General features: G+C 65.0%; 23 protein-coding genes. 13 read left to right on the plus strand and 10 right to left on the minus strand.

What is annotated here, in order from left to right; all coding sequences use genetic code 11:
- Nucleotides 1-21: 21 nt before the first annotated feature.
- Nucleotides 22-537, minus strand: coding sequence for a DUF402 domain-containing protein (locus tag B9C43_RS44910; protein WP_143447046.1), 516 nt, complete (start codon nt 535-537; stop codon nt 22-24).
- A gap of 94 nt (nt 538-631) precedes the next feature.
- Complete coding sequence (locus B9C43_RS44915; protein ID WP_033383057.1) at nt 632-1,255, minus strand: DUF1349 domain-containing protein; 624 nt, start codon at nt 1,253-1,255, stop codon at nt 632-634.
- 267 nt (nt 1,256-1,522) lie between these two features.
- On the opposite strand from B9C43_RS44915, the gene B9C43_RS44920 reads away from it, so the two are divergent.
- The 3 genes from B9C43_RS44920 (at nt 1,523) to B9C43_RS44925 (ending at nt 3,941) form a co-directional block, all read left to right on the plus strand.
- The gene (locus B9C43_RS44920; RefSeq protein WP_051895388.1) at nt 1,523-1,906 is read left to right on the plus strand and encodes a hypothetical protein; all 384 of its coding nucleotides are present in this window, start codon (nt 1,523-1,525) and stop codon (nt 1,904-1,906) included.
- Nucleotides 1,907-1,914: 8 nt separating this feature from the next.
- Complete coding sequence (locus B9C43_RS57135) at nt 1,915-2,067, plus strand: hypothetical protein (RefSeq protein WP_235039219.1); 153 nt, start codon at nt 1,915-1,917, stop codon at nt 2,065-2,067.
- 98 nt (nt 2,068-2,165) lie between these two features.
- Nucleotides 2,166-3,941 (plus strand): serine/threonine-protein kinase, encoded by a 1,776-nt coding sequence (locus B9C43_RS44925; RefSeq protein WP_235039220.1) that lies wholly within the window; start codon nt 2,166-2,168, stop codon nt 3,939-3,941.
- 114 nt (nt 3,942-4,055) lie between these two features.
- On the opposite strand, the gene B9C43_RS57140 is transcribed toward B9C43_RS44925, so the two are convergent.
- On the minus strand, nt 4,056-4,205 hold the full coding sequence (locus tag B9C43_RS57140; protein WP_160097154.1) for a hypothetical protein: 150 nt from the start codon (nt 4,203-4,205) through the stop codon (nt 4,056-4,058).
- Nucleotides 4,206-4,408: 203 nt separating this feature from the next.
- Between B9C43_RS57140 and B9C43_RS44930 the strand changes: the two genes are divergently transcribed.
- Nucleotides 4,409-4,717, plus strand: coding sequence for a DUF6355 family natural product biosynthesis protein (locus B9C43_RS44930; RefSeq protein ID WP_084433448.1), 309 nt, complete (start codon nt 4,409-4,411; stop codon nt 4,715-4,717).
- 218 nt (nt 4,718-4,935) lie between these two features.
- Here the strand turns inward: B9C43_RS44930 and B9C43_RS44935 are convergent, their stop codons facing one another.
- From B9C43_RS44935 to B9C43_RS44955, 4 genes are all read right to left on the minus strand, one after another.
- Nucleotides 4,936-5,541, minus strand: a complete 606-nt coding sequence (locus B9C43_RS44935) for an NHL repeat-containing protein (protein ID WP_143447047.1) — start codon at nt 5,539-5,541, stop codon at nt 4,936-4,938.
- A gap of 493 nt (nt 5,542-6,034) precedes the next feature.
- Nucleotides 6,035-6,841, minus strand: a complete 807-nt coding sequence (locus B9C43_RS44945; RefSeq protein WP_084433451.1) for a transporter substrate-binding domain-containing protein — start codon at nt 6,839-6,841, stop codon at nt 6,035-6,037.
- 32 nt (nt 6,842-6,873) lie between these two features.
- The gene (locus B9C43_RS44950; RefSeq protein WP_084433452.1) at nt 6,874-8,019 is read right to left on the minus strand and encodes an acyl-CoA dehydrogenase family protein; all 1,146 of its coding nucleotides are present in this window, start codon (nt 8,017-8,019) and stop codon (nt 6,874-6,876) included.
- Between the two features lie 351 nt (nt 8,020-8,370).
- Nucleotides 8,371-9,030, minus strand: coding sequence for a TetR/AcrR family transcriptional regulator (locus B9C43_RS44955; protein ID WP_160097156.1), 660 nt, complete (start codon nt 9,028-9,030; stop codon nt 8,371-8,373).
- 111 nt (nt 9,031-9,141) lie between these two features.
- On the opposite strand from B9C43_RS44955, the gene B9C43_RS44960 reads away from it, so the two are divergent.
- Genes B9C43_RS44960 through B9C43_RS44985 form a run of 6 tightly spaced genes read left to right on the plus strand, consistent with a single transcriptional unit; the run spans nt 9,142 to nt 15,807 of the window.
- Nucleotides 9,142-10,749 carry an amidohydrolase gene (locus tag B9C43_RS44960; protein ID WP_084433454.1) on the plus strand — a complete coding sequence of 536 codons (1,608 nt, stop codon included), beginning with the start codon at nt 9,142-9,144 and terminating at the stop codon, nt 10,747-10,749.
- Between the two features lie 12 nt (nt 10,750-10,761).
- The gene (locus B9C43_RS44965) at nt 10,762-12,381 is read left to right on the plus strand and encodes an ABC transporter substrate-binding protein (protein WP_084433455.1); all 1,620 of its coding nucleotides are present in this window, start codon (nt 10,762-10,764) and stop codon (nt 12,379-12,381) included.
- Nucleotide 12,382: 1 nt separating this feature from the next.
- Nucleotides 12,383-13,303 (plus strand): ABC transporter permease, encoded by a 921-nt coding sequence (locus tag B9C43_RS44970; protein ID WP_051895392.1) that lies wholly within the window; start codon nt 12,383-12,385, stop codon nt 13,301-13,303.
- Nucleotides 13,300-14,109, plus strand: a complete 810-nt coding sequence (locus B9C43_RS44975) for an ABC transporter permease (RefSeq protein WP_033383065.1) — start codon at nt 13,300-13,302, stop codon at nt 14,107-14,109. The genes B9C43_RS44970 and B9C43_RS44975 overlap by 4 nt, the downstream gene beginning before the upstream one ends.
- Nucleotides 14,106-15,047 carry an ABC transporter ATP-binding protein gene (locus tag B9C43_RS44980; RefSeq protein WP_200825978.1) on the plus strand — a complete coding sequence of 314 codons (942 nt, stop codon included), beginning with the start codon at nt 14,106-14,108 and terminating at the stop codon, nt 15,045-15,047. Before B9C43_RS44975 ends, B9C43_RS44980 begins: the two co-directional genes overlap by 4 nt.
- Complete coding sequence (locus tag B9C43_RS44985; RefSeq protein ID WP_200825979.1) at nt 15,040-15,807, plus strand: ABC transporter ATP-binding protein; 768 nt, start codon at nt 15,040-15,042, stop codon at nt 15,805-15,807. The genes B9C43_RS44980 and B9C43_RS44985 overlap by 8 nt, the downstream gene beginning before the upstream one ends.
- Here the strand turns inward: B9C43_RS44985 and B9C43_RS44990 are convergent.
- Nucleotides 15,804-17,249 carry an NAD(P)/FAD-dependent oxidoreductase gene (locus B9C43_RS44990; RefSeq protein ID WP_084433458.1) on the minus strand — a complete coding sequence of 482 codons (1,446 nt, stop codon included), beginning with the start codon at nt 17,247-17,249 and terminating at the stop codon, nt 15,804-15,806. The genes B9C43_RS44985 and B9C43_RS44990 overlap by 4 nt on opposite strands.
- Before the next feature lie 617 nt (nt 17,250-17,866).
- Here B9C43_RS44990 and B9C43_RS44995 point away from each other — a divergent pair.
- Nucleotides 17,867-18,076: a hypothetical protein gene (locus B9C43_RS44995; protein WP_235039221.1), complete on the plus strand. Its 210-nt coding sequence runs from the start codon at nt 17,867-17,869 to the stop codon at nt 18,074-18,076.
- 54 nt (nt 18,077-18,130) lie between these two features.
- On the opposite strand, the gene B9C43_RS45000 is transcribed toward B9C43_RS44995, so the two are convergent.
- Nucleotides 18,131-18,325: a hypothetical protein gene (locus tag B9C43_RS45000; RefSeq protein ID WP_084433459.1), complete on the minus strand. Its 195-nt coding sequence runs from the start codon at nt 18,323-18,325 to the stop codon at nt 18,131-18,133.
- Nucleotides 18,326-19,134: 809 nt separating this feature from the next.
- Nucleotides 19,135-21,510 carry a penicillin acylase family protein gene (locus B9C43_RS45005; RefSeq protein ID WP_235039222.1) on the minus strand — a complete coding sequence of 792 codons (2,376 nt, stop codon included), beginning with the start codon at nt 21,508-21,510 and terminating at the stop codon, nt 19,135-19,137.
- Between the two features lie 227 nt (nt 21,511-21,737).
- Between B9C43_RS45005 and B9C43_RS45010 the strand changes: the two genes are divergently transcribed.
- Complete coding sequence (locus B9C43_RS45010) at nt 21,738-23,258, plus strand: purine-cytosine permease family protein (RefSeq protein ID WP_084433461.1); 1,521 nt, start codon at nt 21,738-21,740, stop codon at nt 23,256-23,258.
- A gap of 372 nt (nt 23,259-23,630) precedes the next feature.
- Complete coding sequence (locus B9C43_RS45015) at nt 23,631-24,254, plus strand: flagellar basal body-associated FliL family protein (protein WP_084433462.1); 624 nt, start codon at nt 23,631-23,633, stop codon at nt 24,252-24,254.
- The last annotated feature ends 5 nt before the right edge of the window (nt 24,255-24,259 follow it).

Below are 24,259 nucleotides of genomic sequence, written 5' to 3' on the forward strand. Positions count from 1 at the left end.
AGCCGGGCGCGCTCACGATCTTCAACCCACGCCTGGATAGTCGTGATCTGCAGAGAACCAACGGCTGACGTGGGCGGGTGGGAACACCTTGCCCCGATGGAGGTACGTGTCGAGGAATCGTTGCGCCCGGGTCATCACGTCGGCCGCTGTCTCGACGGAGATCGCGCCGGTTCTCGTCGCGGTGCCGAATTCGTCGAGGTCGATGATCCGGTAGCCCGGTCCCATCCCCTCCACGATGATGTCGAGGTACATGTCGGTGATGACCAGGTTCTCCGTGCCGGCATCGCGTTTCGAGGTGATGCCGACAAGATCGACGTACCATTCGCCGGTCCAGCCGAAGGGTTCGTAGACCAGTTGCGTGCCCACGTCCAATAGCCAGAAGTAGCGCCTCGGCCCGGTGTGATGGTGATGATTCGGCTCGTCGCTGAATACGAGGTTGTCGATCCGAAATGCGGGCCGTGGCGCGTTGGGAGACATACGGTGGGTAACAAGGATAGGCACCGGTCGCGCTGAGGACATCGGCGTGAGGTCGCCCATGGCGTGAATGTAGCGAAATCCTCACCAGGCGGCGCGGACCGCACGCGCCGCCCGGTCTTCGACCAGCGGCAGAAGGCGGCAATCGCTTCGAAGCTCAAGAGCCGTCGCGTAGGCCCGGCAGTGTCTCCTGAACGAAGCTCACATCATGGAAGGTGACGGCGCACCCGTCACCGGTCGGGGACTGTGCCTCGAATCCGATTGCGGCAGCGTCGGACGGGTTGCCGAGTACGAAATACCGAATCATTTGCCAGGTCTGGCCATCGAGTGAGGCGTGGTAGGCGTAGGTGTGGGCGATGCGTGAGACGCGCAGCCAGACGGCGTTGCCGTCGACGACGAAAGCGTTGGCGTCGTCGGCCACATCGCGGTTGACGACGGAGACGACCATGGGGTCGCCGGAAGGGGAAAACTCGAAGCAGAGTTTTGCCCAGTGGCGCTCGTCGAACCACAGCAGCAGAACGCCTGCGTCGAAGGTGGAAGCGAAGTCGACGGTGATGCGAGCGCTGAACTGGAAGTCGCCCGGAGGCGGAGTGCCGAGCAGGGTCGCGGCGTTGAGCATGCTTTCGGCGTTGGCGGTCGTACCTTTGGCCGGGTCGACGAAGATGTCACTGTGCGGCAGTGCCACGGTGGACACGCTTCCGTCGGGGTTGATGGTCCAGGACGAGTCGTGCGACGCGGTGAGTTCGAACGGGACGGGCGGCACGGTGTGAGTGACTGCCATGAGGTTCCTTTCCTCCCAGGAAGATTCCCGGAGATCGGGCAGTGCGCGGCGGCACAAACGCAGTGCCGGAGTGGAGACGACTGGCCTGGAATCCTAGGACGCTCCGGTGAAGTTGCCCTGGTGTCCGATCCCCGCGTGGCCGAAGAGTCGGCGCGGCAGCAGTAGCCGGAGCTGGTCGGGATGATCGCCGCGGCGATCGTTTCCGACCGGGAAGCCGGCTCCACAGGTAGTTTGGATCACGTGATCCGCCTGGCAGGAGGGAGGGCCATGGGCCTGACGAAGGTGTGGTTGAAGACTTTTACCGATGGGCTTGTCCGGGCCGACCAGGTCGTCGGCGTGTCCGCCCACCAAACCCCAGCTCTGCCTGGTAAATCGGTGAACTGGCTCGTCGACGTCACACTGGCGGTGTCGGTGGGCAGCGGCGGCACAGCCGGGTGGGAGGTCAACGCCCTGCACCGAACCTTGATCCAAACCCGCTTCGAACCCCTCGGCGCGGCCGAGGCGCTGACCGAACTGCTCGCCCGGCTGCACGACACCGACCCAGCCGGGCTGATCACCACGCGGATAACCAAGTCCCGGGTGGAGTTCACGTTCCAGCCATTCACCGCCCCGGCCTCGAAGACGTCCAGCGAGAACCACACGAGCTCCTAGTGCCCCTGTTGGCGCAGACTCGGCCGGAATGCTGTGGCCACGCCGCCGAACCGGCCGCGGATCCGCTGGTGACCGCGGTGCGAGCGTTCAGTTTCGGGACTCCGCCGCGGATCCAGCACTGGGGTGGCGGCGCCGCGCTCCTTGAGGGAAATGAGGAGTGAGGTGCGATGAAACATCGCTACCAGTCAGCCGCTACCCGATTAAGTTCGCCCTTAGATCAAGTGTGACTTATGCTGCGGACAGTCACTAGTCTGAACCGGTGCGTAGCGGAGACGTCATCGCTGGCCGGTACCGGCTCGAGGATGCTGTCGGAGCGGGCGGCATGGGAATGGTCTGGCGAGCCACCGATCTCGAGCTTCGCCGGGAGGTGGCGCTCAAGCAAGCCAGCTCTGGCAACGGCGAAGAGACTCGCCGGGAGGCCCGGATCGGAGCGGGACTGCACCATCCCAACGTGATCGTCGTCTTCGACGTGGTCGTCGAGGGCGACCAGCGGTGGCTGGTCATGGAATACCTGCCCGCGCGCAGTCTGGCCGACATCTGCCGGGCCGACGGCCCGATGGCGCCGAACCTCGTGGCCCGTATCGGCGCGCAGATCGCGACCGCGCTGTCTGCCATGCACGCCAAAGGCATGGTGCACCGGGACGTCACGCCGTCCAACATCCTCGTCACCGACGACGGGGTAGCGAAGCTGGCTGATCTCGGCATCGCGGCATGGGGGCAGGTCACACTGACCGGGACCGCGCGGGACGCCGGCACTCCCGGTTACGTGGCCCCTGAGGTGCTCGACGGCCACGGCGCCACATCGGCGTCCGACCTGTACTCGCTCGGCGCGGCGCTGTCGGCGGCCGTCGAGGGCCATCCGCGGCTGGACGGACGCCTTGCCGGCGTCCTGTCCGCGTTGACCGACCCGGACCCGGATCGCAGACCCACCGCGGCCAAGGCCGAACAGCTCCTCGGGAGACACGGCGCATGGTGGCACTCCCGCCCCGCGCTTGTGGCGACCGGCCTCGGCGTCACCGTGGTGCTGGTCGCCGCCTTCGTCGTCATATTGTCCGGATCGCAGAGCACGCCGAACAACACGGCCGGGACGCCGGACACGTCGGCCCGCCGCCAGGTGCCCGTCCCGTCGGCCGCTGGCGGGGCCAGGCTGCTGTACGGCCTAGGCGACCAGATCAACTCGGCGCTGGCATCCGAACTGGTGCGCGACACCCCTGTCCGGATGCTCACCACCAACTACCACAAGCCGACCGACCTGTCGAAACTGGCGGGCTCACGCGACACCATGGTGGCCAACGCCTACGCGCAGGGCTATGCGCTGCATGTGATCGTGTCGGACTGGGAGGTCGACGATCCCGAGGTTCCAGTCGACACCAAGTACGGCGTCGGCTGCGGCCGACCCCACCCGCTGTCCCCCGACTTCCCCCGGCACATGCGCACCCTCGCGCGCATCTTCGCCGGCCAGGCCGACGGCCCACCCCTGTACGTCACGATGTTCCAGGAGGTCAACAAGTTCGCATGCTTCGATGGCGCGTACGCCGCCGACCCCCAGACCACGGTCTACTACAAGGCATTGAAGGATCGTTACCTCGAGGTCCGGCAAATCATCCAGGACGAGGCGCCCAACGCGCGCGTCGCGCTGGGCTGGGACGGATACCAGTCCAACAGCGACCACCCGGCAACGAGTGGCGGTCGATCCATGTTCGCGCAGTTCGCCGACGTGCTGCGGGCATCGGACTTCCAGTCCGTCCTGGCCAGGCAACCGGACGGCAACGTCGAGCAGGTGCGGCGAACCGTCCGCATCCTCAGCGAGTACGGCCCGGTCATGATGGCCGCGTACGGCAACAAGAGCACCCCAGGCCAGGTCGTCGACCAGGACATGCGGACGCTGCTGACCGACCAGTCGATCGCCGAGCTCACCGGGCTTGGCATGTTCGCCTGGAACTTCAACACCGAGCCCGTGCTGCTCCGGGCCGGCAGACCCACCCTGGACTTCGTCAAGGACGTCGTGCGCCGCACCGGGCGAGAGCCGCGGTAGGCAAGCACTGTTCAGCTACAGGTGGCCGCCTTCGGCGCCACACACTGCGTCGAACTGCCATTGCTCCTCGGGTTTCCCGGACCGAGCGGATCCCGGCCCGGGAAACCTGGAACGTCAGTCGGTGTCGCTGATCCGCACTGGCGAGATGACCTTGCGGGTGACGGTTGCCACCGGCGAATCCACAACGACCGGTGCGATGGAGTCCGGGTCAGCCAGAACGCCATCGACGGTGCGGAGAGGCATCCGGTCAGCGCGATGCCTCACGCCAGCAGCTTCACAAATATGAGAAAGCCTGCCACCACAGATGGCTAGACCACCACCAAACGATACCGCAACTCCGCAGCCCCCGAGCAATTCCGCAGCGGGTTTCAGGCACCATTGAAAGGGTGCATGCTTTACCCAGGTTGCTTGATGAAAATCCCGCAAACGGCCGCACGTTCTGCGCGTTCGGTGTAACGTCCCGGCCCGTGAAGAAACTCGCTATCGCATCCGCCGGGGCCGTGCTCGCGTGTATCGCTATCGCGCCGAGCGCGGGAGCGGCCGAAAATTCGTCGGCCAGCACTCAGTCCTTCTACGACTGCGGATTCATTGAGGGGTACAAAACGCCTGGCGGTCGTGCTTGGTACAACCACTGTGGCGAAAGCCCGGTCAAGATCATCGTCGAGAACATCTGGTTCACCGACAAGGAAAAGTGCGTCCCTGTGGGAATCACCGACATCGAGTACTACGTCGACGGCTGGAAAACCCGTGACGCCTGGGCCGTCGGCAGCTGCTGAACCTATCCATCGTAAATAAGCCCGGCGGCCCCACTCGGGCCGCCGGGTTCAGCATTTCCTCGATTGATTCATCCTGCTCAACCCCTGATGAACAAGGTGGTCCGGCCACCGGGAGTTGAGCGGCCACGGCGCTGACGAGCGCGAGCACGGGAGTGGAGCGTTAGGTTCGATCGGGCCGCAATTCGAGCCAACGCATGTTTATACCAGCGTGAAGGCCGTCAGGCGCGAACGGTCAACTGCCAGATCCGACCGTTATCGCGCCAGTCGGTGAGCAAAGCCGTCCCCGACCGGTCCAGGGTGAAGTCCATCGGATGCAACCCGGCCAATTGACCGACCGGGGTTTCCTTCTTGGCTACCGGATCAATCCGGTGCAGGATCGAAGCGGCCTCAAGGAAGTACACGGTGCCGTCGTTGAGCACGCCGATGTGTGTGGGCTCGTAGAAACCACTCACCACCTGACTGGTGACGCCGGTGGTCAGGTCGACCTGCCAGACACTGCCGGACAAGTCGGCCACATATGCGGTGGTGCCGCTGACATCGACGTCCATGCCCATCCCGATCGTGCGGCTGACCAGCCGCGTTGTCGTTCCGATCTCCCACAGCTGATTCCCTCCCACGACATACGTCAAGTCGCGGTACCTGACGATGCCTTGCAGGGCACCAAGACCACTGGCGACCACCTGGCTGGCGCCGCTGATCGGGTCCACCCGGATCACCCGGCCGGCGAAGTCGGCCACGTAGACACCAGTCAAGTCGTAGGCGACACCGCGCAGGTTGCCCAGACCGCGGGCGAGCACCGTCTTGGCGCCAGAACGAATGTCCACTTTGCTAAGAATGCCGTCCGAGGAACTGACATACGCGACGCCGGCACCGTCACCAACGATGCCGCCAATAGCGCTGCTCACGTCAGTCGCGACACTGGCACAGGTAGCGGAAGGACAAGCAAAGACGCTGGCTGCGCTGACGGGTATCGTCGCGGTCACACTCAAGGCAGTAGCGAAGCTGACCGCGATGGCACAGCGGGCAAGGAAGCGCATCGGACTCCGTCCGTCAATGGGAAAGTAACCGGGGGTGGACTACGTCTGCCGATGCGATCCGGTTCACCGAGCCAAGTGGCAACAACGCGCCATGACGGTAGTCATCCACACCGAGCGCCTACCGCAACGCGGGCTATCAGCGTTGCTGCGCCAGCAGATCGGCCAATCATGCACAGAGTGTTCAAATTGGACAGTCTACATTATCCGGCGCACCGAACAGTTTCCTGATTTCGCTTGAACGGTAACCAAACGAGCGTGAGAACGGGTCCGAACACGATCCTCAGCCCAGCGCCCGGCCGCTGATCCGTTGGAACGTGCCGTCGTCCAACGCGATGTGCAGCCACTGGTCGACCCACTGCTGGAACACCACGTCGCCGCGCGGCACCAGGTACGCCTTCTCCACAAAGGTGAACGGCTGGTCCGGGTGCACGGCGCACAGCTGCCCCGGGTGCAGCGCCGCCTGGTAGCGGGTCTCGGTGGCGTCGGTGATCATCAAGTCCGCCGCGCCGGCGAGCAGGGCCTCGAAGATGGTGTTGTTGTCCGGATAACGCACGATGGTGGCCTTGTGCAGGTTCGCGGTGTCGAACTGCTCGTTGGTGCCGCCGGGGTTGACGATCACACGCACGCCGGGCTGGTCGATTTGCGCCAGCGTCTGGTACTTCGCCGTGTTCTCGCAGCGGGTGATCGGGGTCTTGCCGTCACGCAGATACGGCTGCGTGAAGAACACCGACCTGGCTCGGTCCAGCGTGATCGAGATGCCGCCCATCGCGATGTCGCACTCACGGCCGACGTCGGTGGCGACGGTCGCCCAGGTCGACTGATGGAACGCCAGCTTCACGCGGAGCTGCTTGGCCAGTTCGCCGGCCATGTCGATGTCGACGCCGCTCCAGTTGCCGTTCGCGTCGCGGAAGCTGAACGGCTTGTAGTCACCCGTGCTGCACACCGTCAGCACGCCGTGCGCGACGATCGTGTCCAGCCTGCTATCGAACTTGCCGCTGGCGGCCGCGTCCGTCGTGGTCGCCGTCGCCACCACGGCGAGAACCACCGCGACCCAACCGGCTCGACGGCTCCTGTGCCAGGAAACCATGCCATTCCCTCGAATTTGTCTGATGTAGGCGGTTAGTACACCGGCGCGTCGGGCTGGATGCCGAGCATGAGCTGCCCGGCGAGTTCAAAGTGCACGGCGGCGTTGTTGACGTGCTGGGTCGCCGCCAGGCCGTCCCGGACGAGTTGCTCGAGCGGATTGGCCCGGTACAGCGAGGTCGAGCCACCGAGCTCGTGCATCGACACGAACACGTTCCTGCCGACCTGGTTCGCGTGGCTCATGGCCGCGCGCAGCGCAGCGCGCTGCTGGTCGGTGATCGGCACGTCGGCGGCGGCGCTGCGATCCAGATCCGCGGCGGCGTCCAGCAGAAGCAGACGGGCCGCGCGCAGTTCGGCGTCCATCCGGCCGAGCGTGGCCTGCACGGCGGCATTGCTCGCAAGGGAACCCACGGTGATCCGCACTACCTCGTCGATGGCTGCCCTGGCCATGCCCAGCACCGCCGCCGCGCCGCCGGGCGCGACCACGCTGAATGCGGGGACGCGGTACAGCGGGCGGTCGATGACCGGCGGCAGGCCGAGCTGCCCGGACAGTTCGGCCGGCACGAACACGTTGTCGGCCGTGACGCGGTTGCTGGCGGTGCCGCGCATGCCCGTGACGTGCCACGTGTCCGACACGGTGACGTCGGCCCGCGGTACCACGAACAGCCGCACGTCGGGATGATCCGCCCCCTGCCCGTCGGCGACGACGGCGAACAGCGTGATCCAGTCGGCGAAGTCGGCCCCGGTCACCACCGGCCAGCGGCCGGACAGCACAAAACCGCCGTCCACCGGCGTCGCGACACCGGACGGTGTCGCGTAGTTCGCGATGATCTGGTCGGCTCCGGTCGCCCAGATCATCGCGCTGCCTGCGGGCGGCAGGATCGCCGCGTTCACACCGATGTTGCCGTTCCACACCACCCACGCCGTCGACCCGTCCAACCGGCCGAACGCCTCCAGAATCTCCAGCGCGGTCGCCACCGGCACCTCGAAGCCACCCAACTCGGTCGGCGTCAACAGCCGGAACGCCCCGGCCGCCCGCAGCTCGTCAACGAGGCCGCCCGGCAGCCGCCGAAGGTGATCGGCCTCCCCGCTGTGCGAAAGCACGGTGTCACGCAGGCGTTCCGGCAGCTCGCGCGGATCGAAGTCGAGAACGGCGTGCGAGACACCACAGTCGAAAACCATGTCCACCTCAGAGGCTGTGTGATTGACGAGATTCGGTCGAGAACACCAGCCCGGTGGCCGGACTCTGGCGTCCGCCGCCTGAGACAAGGGATCCACGAAACGGGGTGTTTGTCCGGCGTGTGCGCGTTCGCCTTAGTCGACCTGAGTGTGTCCCGACAGCGGTCCGTCCGATTCGGACACCACCTCACTGCCGATCGCACCCAGGGCTAACGATGCACGTCCGACCGTAATGGACAGTCCGGTCCACAGCCGCCGAACAACGGCCGACGTAAGAAAAACGCAACCGGTTCACCGCCGAGGCCATCGACAACCGTCCCATCCACCAACCACATCGGTATGAGGGCAACTGCCCTAGTCGGCGATCTGGGTCTCGATGTACGTGATCAGCGAATCCACCGAAGCCGCCCAGATCTGCTCGTCGGTGACCTCGATCAGTGCGTCCGCGTGCGCCCGGGTCGCCGGGAATTCCTTGCCGGGCAAGGCCGCGTAGACCCGCGACCACGCCGATACGTCCTTTTCCAGGATGTCGGGCGGCAAGGTTCGCGCGGTTGAGTTCATGCCCGCCAGAGACAGCAATGTGTCCACGAAGAGGCGGTACATCAAGGCTGTTTTCGCCGGTGTCATGCCGAGTGGTTGCAGGGTACGCAGGATCGTCTCGACCACCTGGCGTTCCGCGGGCCCGCCGGTGGTGCGGGCGAACGTCAGCGAGAAAACGACGGGATACGACCGCGCCTGGTGCCACATCGCGTCGGAGATCAGACGCAGCGCCTCACGCCAGTCCGTCTCCGGGGTGATCATGGTGATCCTGTCGAGGATCATCGCGATCGTCCGGTCGCTCAACGCGAGGACCAACTCGTCCTTGTCGCGGAAATGCCGGTAGAACGCCGTGGCGTCCACGCCGAGCTCACGGCCGAGCCTGCGCATGCTCAGCGCGGCCAGTCCCTCCCGTTCGGCCAGCTCAAGCGCCCGGTCCACGATCGTGGTCAGGTTCAGCCCCGTCGCCTTGGTCAACTCCCACCCCTTCCGCGTCAAGCCGGTTCATCTTCTCACACGTCGTGGACAACAGTGTTGACAACGGCGTTGAACAGGTGTGTGATCTGCGACAACGAGAGGTGGTGACCAATGCAGGTCCGCGTCTTCCATGGTGGCCCGGTGCTCACCATCGATCCGGCAGGCACGCTGGCCAGCGCGGTCGCCGTCGCGGACGGCAAGATCGTCGCAGTCGGTGGAGAGGATGTGGTCGAGCCGTATCTCAAGGACGCGGACGAGGTGGTGGATCTCAATGGCCGCTTACTGATGCCGGGGTTCATCGACGCACACGTGCACCCGGTGGCAGGCGGACTCGAGCGGATCCGGTGCGATCTCAGCGAAGTCTCGGCCGACCAGTACGCCGACGTGATCGCGGCCTACATCAAGGAGCATCCCGAGCGGGAATGGGTCCTCGGCGGCGGCTGGTCGATGGAGGCCTTCCCCGGTGGCCGTCCGACCCGTGACCACCTGGACGCGGTCGTCGGCAACCAGCCCGCGCTGCTGCCGAACCGGGATCACCACTCGGCATGGGCCAGTTCCAGAGCACTCGAACTCGCCGGGATCGACAAGCACACGCCCGACCCGGTCGACGGCCGGATCGAGCGGGACGCAGACGGGGTGCCGACCGGCCTGCTGCACGAAGGCGCGATGGACCTGTTGAAGGCCATCGTTCCGCAACACGCGCCGGAAGATTTCACCGAGGCCTTGCGCGCCGGGCAGAAACACCTGCACTCACTGGGAATCGTCGGTTGGCTGGACGCTCTTGTGGACGAGAGCACGCACGAGGCGTATCTCAAGGCCGATCGCGAGGGCTGGCTCACGGCCAAGGTCTCCGGTGCCTTGTGGTGGGACCGGGACTGCCCGCCGGAGCGGATTCACGAACAAGTGGCGCGGCTGAAGATGATGCAGGGCGGCTCGCGGTACCGCACCCCGATCGTGAAGGTGATGCAGGACGGCGTGATCGAGACGTTCACCGCCGCGATGATGCATCCGTATCTCGACCCGTGCGGCCACCCGACCACGAACAGGGGCCTTCGATTCCTTGAGCCTCAACAACTCAAGGCCGTGACCAAGGCCCTCGACGAAGCCGGGTTCGCCGTGCACTTCCACGCGATCGGCGACCAGGCGATCCGGGACGTACTCGACGCAGTGGAAGGCACACAAGGCACGAGGCATCAGATTGCGCACGTCCAAGTTGTGCACCCCGATGACGTGCCCAGGTTCCATCGCCTTCGCGTGACAGCGAACCTGCAGGCATTGTGGGCGACGCACGAGCCACAACTCGATGAGCTCACCCTTCCGTTCATCGGCGAGGAACGAAACCGCTGGCTGTACCCGTTCGGCGACCTGTACCGCACGGGCGCGCCACTGGCCATGGGCAGTGACTGGCCGGTCAGCACCCCGGACCCGATGGCCGCGATTCACGTTGCCGTCAACCGGATCAGCGCACTGGCTCCAGCCGGGACGCCACCACTCGGCCCGGAACAGGCGTTGCCACTCGCGGTCGCGCTTCGGGCGTACACCGCCGGTTCGGCTGCGGCGTCCCAATTGGACAGACGGTCCGGCACGATCGCGGTGGGCTACGACGCGGACCTGGTCGTCCTGGACCGCAATCCCTTTGAGCACCCCCACACCGAGCTCGCCGACACCAGGGTCGACCGGACCTACGCCGAGGGCGTCGAGGTCCACCGAGCCGATTGATCAGGAGCCATCATGGCAGTTGCTCGTTCCGCGATACTCGCCTTAGTGTTGACTGCGGCCGCGTGTTCAAGCGACACCGGGACCGCGTTGGTGACCACCGAAGACGACACGACGATCACCGGTGTCGCAAAGTCCGATGTGGACTCCGTGACCTGGTACGGCGATTATCGCCCACTCATCACGCTCGACCCGATCAAGCTGGCGGATTACCCGGAACAGACCGTCATTCCCAACATCTGTGAGCCGTTGCTACGGATGACACCGGGCTACGAACTCCAGCCAGGACTGGCGCGGTCGGCGACCTACGTCGATCCACTCCGGCTGGAAGTCAAGATCCGCACGGACGTCCGGTTCAGCGACGGCACCCCGATGACCGCCGACGACGTCGTCTACAGCCTGCGCCGCAACCTCGATCCGAAGTACGCGTCGAACTATGCGGGCCTGTACGTCAGCGTGCGGTCAATCGAGACGACAACCCCCGACACGGTATTGATCACGTTCAACTCCCCGGACTACGTCTTTCGCGCCAACTTGGGCTCATTGTCCGCAGCGGTGATCTCGAAGAAGTTCGCCGAGACAGCCGGCGACGCCCTCGGCACTCCGGCCACCGGTGTGATGTGCACCGGTCCGTTCGCGTTCGATTCCTACGACGGCACATCCAGGCTGACGCTCAAGCGCAACGATCGGTACTGGGACACCGCCAATCGAGCTCACGCGGCACGGTTCACGTTTGTCTTCCCGAGCGATCTCGGCGCGCTGACCAACAGCCTGGCGTCCGGCGAGGTGGACGGCGCCTTCAACGTGCCGAGCAACCTGGTGTCCCGCTTGAAATCCAGCGACACCGGGACTGTCTATGTCGGACAGGAAGCGTCCACACCGATCAACATCGACATGATCGTGGCAAGGCCGGACGGCGTACTGGCGGATCTCCGGGTGCGGCAGGCGATCTCGCAAGCGCTGGACCGCGAGTCCATTGCGAGCACGATCTTCGGCGGTACGGCCGATCCGCTCTACCTGGTGACCGGCCCCGGCATGTGGGGCAACCAGAAAGCCGTATATGAACAGGCATACAGCGCCCACGAGACCAAACCGGACGTCGCTGCGGCCAAGGCGAAGATCTCACAGGCGGGTGCGACCGGGAAAACGGTGCGGTTCGTCTACCCGGCCGGTGATCCGCAGAGCATGCAGCTCGCGACCGTGATCAAACAAACGGTCGGCCAGATCGGACTGACGATGGAGATCGTCGGCCTGCCCAACCAGCAGTACGGCGCCCTGTTCTCGGATCCCGCGGCCCGCGCGGGTTACGACGTGTTGTTGTCGAGGAATTACACCGAGGTGCCCGAGCCGTTGCTGATGGACCACCTGTTCGGTGGCAAGGACGGAAACACGAACTTCTCCGGCTACAACAATCCTGTGGTGGAGCAGAGCTTCATCGCTGCCCGCGGCATCGAAGACCCAGCGAAACGGGCCATCCCGGTGATTGCGGCGGAGAAGCAGCTGGCGCTGGACCTGCCATCGATCCCGATCGTTCAGCCACGGTCAGTGACCTATTTGAACAACCGGCTCACCGGAGCGACACTGACCTTCTCATTCATGACCTCGCCATGGGCCGCCGCCATCGGAGGCCGCTGACATGATGACGTTTCTCGCCAAACGGCTGGCTGGGCTCGTGCTGACCCTGCTGGTGGCGAGTTTCGTCGTGTACGTCAGCATTTATCTCGCGCCAGGCAGTCCGGAGAACGCGTTGTTCGGTTCACGACAGCCGACGCCCGAGGTTCGGGCCGCTGTGCGTGCACACCTCGGGCTCGACCAGGGGTTCCTGACCCGTTACTGGCACTGGATCACTTCCACCGTCAGCGGTGACCTAGGTCGTTCTTTGATTTCCCAGCAGCCGGTGAGCGATCGGATCGGTCAGCCGATGCTGATCACCTTGCAGCTCGTCGGATACGCCGCCGTCCTCATCGTGATCGGCGGCGTCGGACTGGGGTTGCTGGCGGCGTTGCGGCCGGGTGGTGTGGACGTGGCTGTGTCCACTGTGGTCTCGATGACCACCGCCGTCCCCGCGTTCGTGGCATCGTCGGTGCTCATCTCCATTTTCGCAATCGGATTAGGGTGGTTTCCCGCGTATGGTTACAAGCCGGGATTGGTGAACCTCACGTTGCCCGCGGTCGCACTCGCCGTGATCGCCAGCGGCCTTGTCGCGCGGGTGACCAGAGCCGAAGCTATGGAACAAGTGCAGTCACCGCATTTCCTGACCGCTGTGGCTCGTGGAGTGTCCCGGCGGCGGGCGATTCGCAGTCACGTACTGCGCAACGCCGCCGGGCCGGTGGTCACGGTGATCGGTGTGCAGATCGCGTCGCTGTTCGCCGGTGCCGTGGTCGTCGAACAGGCGTTTGGGCTCGGCGGGCTCGGGCAGTTGCTCATCTCGTCCGTCCAGCAAAAGGATTTCCCTGTCGTACAGGCGATCTCGCTGATTATGGTTGTCGCTTTCGTACTGCTGAACCTGATCGCCGAGATGACCGCCGCGCTGATCGATCCCAGGATGTCAAGGTGAAACGCGACGCGGCTTTCGTCGGCGCCTCCACGACGCTGGTCGTGGTCGTCGTGATCGCCCTGTCCGCTCCCCTGCTGGCCCCGTACGACCCCCACCAAGGCGTTCTGCTAGCCGCGTTCCAGGGCCCAAGCTGGGAACACTGGTTGGGCACGGACGCAGTCGGCCGTGACATCCTGTCGAGGCTGATCCACGGCGCTCGGACCAGCCTGCTCGGTCCCCTCGCTATCGTGGCACTGTCGCTGGCGATCAGCCTGCCGGTCGGCATGGCCGCGGCCTGGTACGGCGGAGCCGTGGCCTTCGCGGTCACCAGGACGTTCGACATCGTGTTCGCGATCCCCGGTCTGCTGCTGGCAATTCTCGCGGTCTCGCTGTTCGGGCCGGGCCTCACGCCCGCGATCCTCGCACTGGCGATCGCGTACGTTCCGTACGTCGCAAGGCTGATCGTGACTGCGACAGAACGGGAACGGCGCCTTCCCTACATCATGGCGCTGTCCGTGCAGGGCCACGGTGCGCCGAGAATTGTGGTCCGGCACCTGTTGCCGAACTTGGCGCCGGTCATCGCCGGACAGGCGACCATCACGTTCGCGTACTCCCTGATCGATCTGGCTGGACTGTCGTTCCTCGGTCTTGCCGTGCAGGCACCGCAGGCGGATTGGGGCGTCCTGGTCAGCGATCAGGACGCCGTCCTCCAAGGACATCCCGGACAAGCGATCGCCGCGAGCGTGGTGATCGTGGTGACCGTTCTGTCGCTGTTTGTCGTCGGTAGCAGGCTAGCCGGGGAACGACCGCGGAGGTGGAAGCGTTGAATCTGCTCACCGTCGACGATCTCTCGGTGGATCTGGCCGGAGTCCCGGTACTGCGCGAAGTCGGGTTCACGATGGCGCACGGGGAGGCGCTGGGCGTCGTCGGCGAGTCGGGGTCGGGCAAGTCGATCACACTCCGAGCGCTCGCCAGACTCCTGCCGGACAGCGCACGGCAAACCGGGACGATCACGTTCGACGGCAAGGACGTTTCGAAGTTGCGCGGTGCCGCGTTGCGTGAATTCCGCCGGCATGAGGTGTCGTTCGTCTTCCAAGACCCACGCTCGGCGATCAACCCCATCCAACGCATTGGCGATTTCCTCCTCGAATCGGTGCGAGACGCAGGCGAGGACGTTTCCGCTGTCCGGACCCAATCGCTGCAACTGTTGCGGCGAATGGGAATCGACGACGCTGAACGTCGGATGACCCAGTATCCCTTCGAGCTGTCCGGCGGTCTTCTGCAACGGGTGATGATCGCGTCGGGATTGCTGCCACGGCCCAAACTCCTGCTCGCCGACGAGCCGACGACCGCGTTGGACGTCACCACCCAGTCCGATGTCCTTGCCCTCGCCGACGAGCTGCGCCGCGAGCAGGACACGGCCCTGATCTTCGTGACCCATGACATCGATCTCGCACTGGCCATCTGTGACCGAGTCCTGGTGCTCTACGCGGGCCGGGTCCTCGAGATCTCGCCTTCCCAGGCCGCGGTCTCGCATCCGTACACCAAGGGCCTGCTCGACTCCCGGCCGCCGATCGACACCCGGCTTGACCGATTGCCGTCGATCGAAGGCACGCCCATCGCGGCCGCCGAGGCCGGTTCCGGGTGTCCGTTCGTCTTCCGCTGCCCGGTCGCTCTGCCACAGTGCCGCGATTCCCTGCCGGACCTGGTCGAGCATGGGCCAACCTTGGTGCGGTGCCATCTCGTGGAGGCATCCCGTGGCTGATGTGATCGTCGTCGAGAACCTCGTCAAACGGTACGGCACGCTGGAAGTCGTCCACGACGTCTCGTTCACCGTCCGCACAGGACGGACGACGGCATTGGTTGGCGAGTCCGGTGCGGGCAAATCCACGATCGGCGGGATCGTCACCGGACTCGTCGACGCCACCGCCGGCAAGGTCACGGTCTGCGGCGAGGATCGCTCGAAAGCCGCGCGATCCAGCCGCGACCGCCGCAGGCGAGCGGCCCAGCTGCAGCTCGTTCCGCAGGACCCGATCACCTTCCTGGATCCACGCCAGCGCGTCTCGGCGGCACTGGCCGAAACGATCGCCTTGCACAAGTCCGATCACACGCCAGCAGACCTCATGGCCGCGGTCGGTCTGTCCACAAGGTACGCATCCGCTGTCCCCCGTGAGATGTCCGGCGGGCAATGTCAACGCGTCGCAATCGCCCGTGCGTTGGCTGCGGATCCGGTCGCCATGGTATTGGACGAAGCCGTGTCCGCTTTGGACGTCTCCGTACAAGCCCAAGTGCTGAACCTCTTGCGGGACTTGCAGACTAGAACAAGCACAGCATACCTGTTCATCACGCACGACCTGTCCGTCGTTCGGCAGATGGCAGACGATGTCGTTGTGCTGCGGCGTGGCCAGGTGGTGGAGGACGGGCCGGCCGAGCAGGTGCTTGACGATCCGCAGGCGGACTACACCAAACTGCTGCTTGCTTCCACCCCACGACCGGGCTGGAAGCCAGTGCGCCGCACGGCTTAGGAGTCGAACCCCAGGCCGATCCTGTCCAATGTACGCAGCCATAGGTTGCGTCGTCCACCGCGCTCGTCCGCGCGGTTGAGCGACCACCGGGTGAGCTGGATTCCGGCCCACCGCAACGGCTCGGGCGGCAACGGCAGCGGTTTCGTATTGCTCAGCTTGAGCCTTGCTCGTTCGGTGTTACGGCCGTACAGCTTGTCCAGCACAACGGCCGCAGCGAACTTGCTGGATCCGACGCCGAGTCCGGTGAACCCGAGTGCATAGCCGACGCGGCCACCCATGGCTGTCCCGACGAACGAGCAGAACCTTGTGCAGGTGTCGATCAGGCCGCCCCACCGGTGGGTGAACCGGACGCCCGCCAACTGAGGGAACGTGTCGAAGAAGTGCTGCGCCAACAAGGCATATGTCTCCGGGCGCACAGTCAACTCGGACCGCACGGGCCCGCCGTAGTAGTAGATGGCGTCGTAGCCGCCCCACAGGATTCGGTTGTCCGCCGTCAATCGGTAGTAGTGGAACTGGTTTCCCGCGTCGCCGATGCCTTGCCGTTTCCTCCACCCGATCGACGCGAGCTGGTCGCTGGTCAGCGGTTCGGTGACCAGGACATAGTCGTACACCGGGACGATGTAGTTGCGCAGTCGCTTGAGCAACGGCGGAAACCCATTGGTGGCAAGCAGACCGCGAGCCGCGTGGACCTTAGCGTACGGCGTCGTGACCACAACCCCGGCCCTCTGCTCGCGGATGGCCTGCGCGGGCGTCCACTCGTAGATGCGGACGCCGCGTTCCAGGCACGCCTGCCGCAGTCCATACGCAAGCAATGCCGGGTTGAGCATGGCCGTGCTGCGCGGCATCTCAAGCGCACCAAGGTACGTCGGTGAGTGGATCTCGTCTTGGATCTCATCGGCCGCGAGGAGCCTGACTTCGTGACCGAGGTCCTTGGCGACTGTCGCGCACCGCTCCAGCTCGGCGACCTGCCACGACTGCGTCGCGACGTTCAGCTCGCCGGAGCGCTGGAAGTCGCAGTCGATGCCGTACTCGCTGACCGATCGTTCGATGTCGTCGAGGTTTTCCAGCCCAAACCGTTCCAGTTCGGCCATCTCCTCGGCGAACCGGGCGACGCCGTTGAGGATTCCGTGGGTCAGACTGGACGCGCAAAACCCGCCGTTGCGGCCGGACGCGGCTGAGCCACATCGGTCGGCGTCCAGCAGGACGACATCGAGACTCGGGTCGTGTTCCTTCGCTTGCAGCGCGGCCCAGAGCCCGGTGTAGCCGCCGCCGACGACGGCGAGATCAGCACGGATGTTGGCGGTCAATGCCGAGCACGGCTCGGGCTCTGGGTGCACGTCCAGCCAATACGGCTTGGGCATGGCGTCCGCGAGGGAGGCCATCGGCGTGTGCGGATGGGGAATCGGCGAGAGGGTACGACGGGTTGGCAGGAAATTGGTCATGGCTGCGCCTGGGCCTTGGTGAGCGGGGACGGATGAACCGGGGACGAACCCGTGGCTCAACCGCCCAGCTGCCGCCCGCCGCCGCAGCGCGCGAACCACCGCACACCCATGACCAGCCCCTACGCTGGCGTCAACACTAAAGTCAACACCGTTGACAACACTGTTAGGGACAGTAACAGTCCCCAACGGGAGATCGCAAGCACAAGCATGCTGGACCAGAAGAAGGATCACGGTCGCCGGCGCGGATGGTTAGCTTCGCATGTTGAAGCTGGCCGTCAAACAAGGCGTACGGCGCGTGGTGTTGCTGTCGGCCACCACCGTGGAATACCCAGCAGGCGAAGTCCGCTTCGCCGCCCAGTTCAAGCTCACCGAGGATCTCGCCACACAATCAGGTCTGGAGTGGACGGTCCTGCGCCTGGCCGACTTCGCCGCAGTCACCGCACAAGCCCTCCGGAGCGGCGCTCACGCGGGGTCGACCTACACACTGACCGGCCCGCAGTCACTGAACCAATGCGAGAAGGCGCGACTCATCGGCACCGCCATCAACCGGACGCTGTCTTTCCAGGAACTCCCACGCGAGCAAGTACGGCACAGCATGCTGGCGCAAGGACTACCCGATGAAGTCCCCGCCCGCCTGCTCGGATCTGGTTTCGTTGCGAGTCAAGGAAATGGTCGCCGACAAGATGGGAGTGTCCACGAGCACTGTGAACACATACCTCGACCGGGTGCGCATCAAGTACGCCAACGCGGGCCGTCCCGCGGCAACCAAGGCCGCCTTGCTCGCCCGTGCCATCCAGGACGGTCTGATCGGTCTCGTCGAACTGTAGGAACTGGCGCCTTGCGGGACCGGCACGCCCGGTCCCGCAAGGCATCTGGTGGGCTCACGCCCAGATGACCTCTATGTTCTGGCTGCCTTCACGCACCGAGCCACGGTTGCACTGGGCCCAGTTGTACGGAGTCCGCCACGCGTTGCTGAGCCCTGGCCAGCCCACGTGCACCACACTCGCACCTTGAACCTGTGCGTCCCGCTGCAGCGCGCCCAGCCGATCGATTCGTTGTACCCACCCTTGGAGCACGCGAACACCTCCATCTGTTCGGGCGTCATGACCGAGCCACTCAGTCCCTCCGATACCCGAGTAGCGGTCTCGCTCGCGCCAGCTGGCGCCGCGCCAGTCCAAGAGTTGCTGCTGCGGTCACCGCGAGCACGGCAGGTGCCAGCAGATTTCGGATTCTTGACATATCGATCACTTTCCCTTCCTGTTCTTCCTATCCGGTCCGGCCGCTGAGGAGCGCAGTTCTCGGGGTCGGCCGCGTTGAAGCGAAGCCGATAAGAAATCGGTGTCATGTGGGGAGATCGATCTTGGCGAGCACCGAAACGCGGCAGTCGCCACCGAGTCGAACGATGTGAGGCGGATCTGAATCTGCCCGCCAATTCGCATATACCGACCGTTCTTCGCGTGCGGTATCGACGAGGCGGAGCGTGTTGTTCAGGCTGTTGTAGTGCTGCCCCATGACCGTACGATGCCTCCACTGGCACGCCGGGCAACGTCATCAAGGCGGCAGCTGAAATTCCGGCCACAACAGCAGATCGAAATCCCATTGCTCACATGGCGAGCACCTTTCGATCAATTCTGCGGTTCGAGCGGATGACGATGACTTTATGGCCGGAAGGAAGCGGGCGGTGTCAGTCGTTCGACCGACAAAACGCAAGTCGGCCGTACGGTGTGACTTGAGAGGCCGTGGTCGTGGCCGGATGCACCGTTTCCAGTCCCCGCCCATCGGGTGAACTCGGCGTGCGTTCTCCCGCACACGGCTCAATGGCCACCAAGGACGCGGAGGACTCCGCCGCGTAGGCGATGCGGTTGGACGGCGAGCGATACCTGCGTCAGTTGGCCGGGAACAGCATGATGTGTCGCTCCGCGTTGCGTTCGACGGCGGTCCGCGAGTAGAGCAATGGGAAGTACTCCGTGCGGCTCCACTTGCCGGCCAGATCACGGTAGTGCGGATCGCCGGGACGGCCGGACTGCCCTGGTGTGTTCACCGCTCGGGAAGCGTCCCAGTTGCCGACATCGAGCACCATCCGGAACGACGGCCCAGCCGTCTGCTCGAAGTTGGCGTTGTAGCTGGACGCGTTCACGGTGTGCTCCGATCCACCGCGGGGGAACGGTCCGACATTCAGACGTGCCCGTGTCTGCTCGTCCACGGCCGGTGCGAGTGGATGCGCGAAGGTCGTGCGTTGCAACCGGCCCCACTGCCAAGTCGTCGCATCCGGGCCCAGCAGCTTGCTCACGTCCTTGTACGCCTCACCGAGCGTGTTGAGCAGCAAGGCGTTTCGTGCGGCGATGTCACTCGGGTGTTCCAGAGCGTCCAGCATCGTCACGAGGTCCGGCTGCCCGATCAGTGGCACCGCCTTTGGGGGTACGACGGATTTCACGTACGCGGGTCCGAGGTGCCGCTTGCGCCACACCTCGAACAGGGCAGCGGCGGCGCTGTCGACGGACTCGTTGCCGTCCCAGCCGATGAGCAACCGCAGCGCCGCCGCGGTGTCCGGGTCAGAACTGGACAATCCGGCCAGCAGCGCTACCATGCGCTGCGCCACCAGCGACACCTGGTCCCCTTGCAGACGCATCGAGTCCGCGACCGATTCGTGCGTGGTCTTCGAAAGCACATCCGCGATGCGGGTGTACCGGGCGGGATTCGTCCATTCGAAACCGAGCGGGTAGGGATAGCCTGGCGGCAGGTTGAACTGGTTGGCCGTGGCGATGAATCCCTCTGTGGGGTTGTAGGACCGTGGCAGGATGTCACCGTTGTAGAAGCCGTTCCACTCGTAGCGGCCGTCTCCTGGTACCGGCATCAGGCCGTCGTACCCGCGCCGGATCGGGGCCATCCCGCCAGACACCCAGCCGATGTTGCCACGGACATCCGCGTACACCTGGTTCTCCGTCGGCGCACCCCAATCGCGCATCGCGTCGGTGAATTCGGTGAAGTTCCTTGCCGTCATGTACTTCTGGCTGCCGTAGTACGGGTTCATCCCTGGCTGCAGCCATGCTGTGCGCACCGCGTAGGCGAGATGGCGGGACTCGTCGACTGCGATCACCGGCCCATGCCGGGTGTAGGCCAGCTCGACCTGACGCGCCGGCGCACCCGCCACAGCGATTTTCTCGGTGCTGGTGCGGATGCGTTCCCAGCCGTCGCCGTAGCGATATCGGCTGTGGTCGGCCGGGTCGAGCTGGTAGACGTAGAGGTCCTCTTGATCGATCGGGAAGATCGTGAGACCGAACGCGATGTTCTCGTTGTGTCCGATTGAGACACCGGGCAGGAATGGCTCGTTCGCGCCGACGACATTCATGCCGGGCGCGACCAGATGGGAGATGTAGCGCAGCGACGGTGCCGAATACACGCGGTGCGGGTCGTTGGCCAGGATGGGACGACCAGTCGCGGTCCGCTGCGGGGCGACGACCCAGTTGTTGCTTGCTTCCAACGCCTCGTCGGGCTGGGTGGGCAGCGCCCGGATCTGGCCGTTGGCGAATTTCACGTCCTGCGTGGCCAACTGGAACACGCGCAGCACATCGTCCGGCAAAGCGCAGGGATCGAAACCAACGGGCACAACGATGTCCCGCTTCGGCATGAGCGCGACGCGCTGCCGGTCCGCCGCGGCGCCTGCCACGCAGGTGACCTTCGACCTGGCCACCTCGCTGGTGAGGTTTCTGGTCAGTCCGTGGCTGCGGATCCGCACGATATCCGCGGCCTGCCAGTGATCCGGGGTATAGCCGAGGATCCGGAACTCCTCGGGCATCGCCTCGGGATGCCGGCCGAGCCAGTCGACGTAGGCGTTGACGCCCTGGGTGAACCGGGTAGCCGCCAGCTCGGCGCCCGGGCCGTAGCTGTCCCACTCGCGCCGCATGTCCCCGCGGTACAGAAACAGCCGCGCGGCCCTGTCCTGCTCCACATAGGACGGACCAAGGACGGACGACAACTGGCCGAGTCCACGCCGTCGCCACAGATCGATCTGGAACAGCCGCTCACGCGCGGCGTTGAACCCCTGCGCGAGAAAGACGTCCGCGACGGATTGGGCGTAAATGTGCGGAACACCCCAGCGGTCCATGACAAGCTGTACCGGCTGCTGTAGTCCAGGCACCCGGAAATGACCCGTGTCCCGGTTCAGCTGCGCGGCCGCCGCCGGGGTCACGCTGAGCAGGATGCTGGTCAGGACGAACACGATCAAGAGTCGCTTGTCGGTGCCGAGCCTCCGTCGAGTCACTCCACTCGTTGTACTGCAAAGCCGTCGGCCGAACAAGTCAGTTTGGCCACTCTCGGACGGCGTTCTGACTCGATTGACGCGAATCGGCGCGATCAGGACTTCATGGCCACATGGCCATTTCATCCAACCGGAGACCGGCGATTGGACGTTCTGTCCAATGGGACGTCGGCCGCACGCCTGGTTAGGTTCGCCGCAACAGCCGCACGCATTGCCTGGCAGGTGACGTGATGTCCAAGAGTTCCGCAACCCAGCCGCCCATCACCGAGGTGGAAAGCCACGGGGTGGAACGGATCCCCGACCCGGACCGCACCGCGACCCCGTTCGACCTGTTCCGGCTGGCTTTCGGCGGCGCCAACACGTTCTCCACCTGCGTGCTCGGCGCGTTTCCGATCCTGTTCGGGCTTTCCTTCTGGGAAGGACTGGCCGCCACACTGCTCGGTGTGCTCGTCGGCGCGTTGATTCTCTGCCCAATGGCGCTCTTCGGGCCCATCAACGGGACGAACAACGCCGTCTCCTCGTCGGCCCATCTGGGAGTGCACGGCCGTATTGTCGGCTCATTCCTGTCTCTGCTCACCGCGGTGGCGTTCTTCTCACTGGCTGTGTGGAGCTCCGGCGACGCCCTGATCGGCGGCGCTCATCGGCTCTTCGGCTTGGAACGAGAAACCCTGTCGTATGCCATCGCATACGCGACTTTCGCCTGCCTGGTCCTGATCGTATGCGTGTACGGGTTCCGATTCATGCTCTTGGTCAACAAGATCGCCGTCACCTCGGCGACACTTCTCTTCCTTGTCGGGATCGCAGCCTTCGCGGGCGACTTCGACCCGTCCTACCCCGGTACGTTCACCTCGCCGAGCGACACAGCGCTGTTCTGGCCGGCCTTCATCGGGTCGGCACTGATCGTGCTGTCCAACCCGATCTCGTTCGGTGCCTTCCTCGGCGACTGGTCGCGCTACATCCCCGCACACACCCCACGCCGCCGCGTGCTGGCCGCCGCGTTCCTGTCCCAGATCGCCACGTTGGTGCCATTCCTCTTCGGACTCGCGACAGCCAGCATCATCGCGGCCAAACAACCGGCCTATGTGGACCCCGCGGCGCCGGACTTCGTCGGCGGCCTGCTGGCGATCGCACCACAATGGTTCTTCCTGCCCGTGTGCCTGCTCGCCCTGATCGGCGGAATGTCCACCGGCACCACCGCGCTCTACGGCACCGGCCTCGACTTCTCCTCGGTGTTCCCTCGCCTGTCCCGTGTCCAAGCGACAGTGTTCATCGGCGTACTGTCCATTGTGTTCATCTTCGTCGGCCGGTTCGGCCTCGACCTGGTCCGTAGCATCTCGACGTTCGCGACCATGATCATCACATGTACGACACCGTGGATGGTCGTGATGATGCTCGGCCTGTTCACCAGGCGCGGCTGGTACGACCCGGAAGCCCTGCAGGTGTTCAACCGCAGGCAGCGCGGGGGCCGCTACTGGTTCACCCACGGCTGGAACTGGCGCGGCATCATCGCGTGGTGGATCGCCGCGGTCACCGGTGTGCTGTTCACGAACATTCCTGGCCAGTTCGTCGGGCCGCTCGGTGATCTCGTTCTCGGCCTGGACATCAGCCTGCCGCTGTCGATCGCCATCGCAGCGGTGCTGTTTCTCGCACTGCTGTTCCTGTTCCCCGAGCCAAGGGCCGTGCACGGTCCTGCCGGCCCGCGTTTGGTGCCCACCAAAAATGTGTCCGTACCGGCGATCACCAATCCATAGTGGACGGATAGCGCGCCATCACAGCGGTGTTCAGCGCAGGCTTGTCAGCAGTCGTGATACCTGACGAAGGTGGCTTGCGGTCCGATGTAGGTGTCGCTCTTCGGAGGTACGCAGACGTAGAAATCCGTCGACTGCTTCGTGTCAGCCTTCACCAGCATGCTGTAGATGGAAAAGTGGTTTCATGCAGCGATTGAGTGGTTAATCCCTGCTTGACTTCAGCTGGACATGCTCGACGAGGCGGCACGACGGCTGACGTCGGCAGGTGCTCCGACGAATGATCACGTCCCAGTGAATTCTGGTGGTTGATGGGTGGAACCGCGGCGTCGGGTGCGACCGTCTACCCCAGGTATACGGACGCAAGCAGGAGGACCGGTGACGTATCCACCGCAGCAGCCACCACCACCTGGCCACTACCCGGGGCCACACGGTCAACCATATGGCGGCCAACCGCCGTACGGCAGTCAACCGCCGTACGGCCCGCCACCAGGATGGCCACCTCCGCCGCCTCCGCAGAAGAACAAGACGGGCCTGATCGTGGCCATCGTGGTGGCCGCCGTGCTACTGATCGGCGGCACGGTCACGGTCGTGCTCCTGACCACCGGTGACGACAAGCCCACGAGCACCGCCTCCGGCAACACCCCGGTGCCACCGCCCCAATCAGGATCCAAGCCACCCCCATCCGGATCCAAGAAACCGGGAACCGGGAACGTGGAGAACAAAGCCGAAGTGGAGGCGGCCGTCACCAAGGTCGCCCAGCAGTACGCCGAGGCGATGAACCGTCAGGACGCAGCCGCGGCGACCCAGCTCACCTGCAAAAAGGCCGACCCCGGCGTGGTGTATGAGACCGCGGCGGGCAAGCTGGAGGCCACCGTCCTGCACGTCACGATCTACAGCGCGACCCGCACCACCGTCAACCTCGGGGCCAAAGGCGTGGACACCCGGGGAGCGCCGCTGCCGATCGTGCAGGAGAACGGCACCTGGTGCGTGGAAGTCTGATCTTG

It is taken from the genome of Kibdelosporangium aridum (genome assembly GCF_900176515.1).
Taxonomy (GTDB): domain Bacteria; phylum Actinomycetota; class Actinomycetes; order Mycobacteriales; family Pseudonocardiaceae; genus Kibdelosporangium; species Kibdelosporangium aridum.

What these genes read in the sequence shown, in the direction of transcription:
- B9C43_RS44920 (WP_051895388.1), top strand. Translation starts at nt 1,523, where the DNA reads ATGGGCCTGACGAAGGTGTGGTTGAAGACTTTTACCGATGGGCTTGTC.
- B9C43_RS44990 (WP_084433458.1), bottom strand. Translation starts at nt 17,249, where the DNA reads ATGACCAATTTCCTGCCAACCCGTCGTACCCTCTCGCCGATTCCCCAT.
- B9C43_RS44945 (WP_084433451.1), bottom strand. Translation starts at nt 6,841, where the DNA reads ATGGTTTCCTGGCACAGGAGCCGTCGAGCCGGTTGGGTCGCGGTGGTT.
- B9C43_RS44995 (WP_235039221.1), top strand. Translation starts at nt 17,867, where the DNA reads ATGAAGTCCCCGCCCGCCTGCTCGGATCTGGTTTCGTTGCGAGTCAAG.
- B9C43_RS44970 (WP_051895392.1), top strand. Translation starts at nt 12,383, where the DNA reads ATGATGACGTTTCTCGCCAAACGGCTGGCTGGGCTCGTGCTGACCCTG.
- B9C43_RS44910 (WP_143447046.1), bottom strand. Translation starts at nt 537, where the DNA reads ATGGGCGACCTCACGCCGATGTCCTCAGCGCGACCGGTGCCTATCCTT.
- B9C43_RS44915 (WP_033383057.1), bottom strand. Translation starts at nt 1,255, where the DNA reads ATGGCAGTCACTCACACCGTGCCGCCCGTCCCGTTCGAACTCACCGCG.
- B9C43_RS45010 (WP_084433461.1), top strand. Translation starts at nt 21,738, where the DNA reads ATGTCCAAGAGTTCCGCAACCCAGCCGCCCATCACCGAGGTGGAAAGC.
- B9C43_RS44960 (WP_084433454.1), top strand. Translation starts at nt 9,142, where the DNA reads ATGCAGGTCCGCGTCTTCCATGGTGGCCCGGTGCTCACCATCGATCCG.
- B9C43_RS44965 (WP_084433455.1), top strand. Translation starts at nt 10,762, where the DNA reads ATGGCAGTTGCTCGTTCCGCGATACTCGCCTTAGTGTTGACTGCGGCC.
- B9C43_RS44950 (WP_084433452.1), bottom strand. Translation starts at nt 8,019, where the DNA reads ATGGTTTTCGACTGTGGTGTCTCGCACGCCGTTCTCGACTTCGATCCG.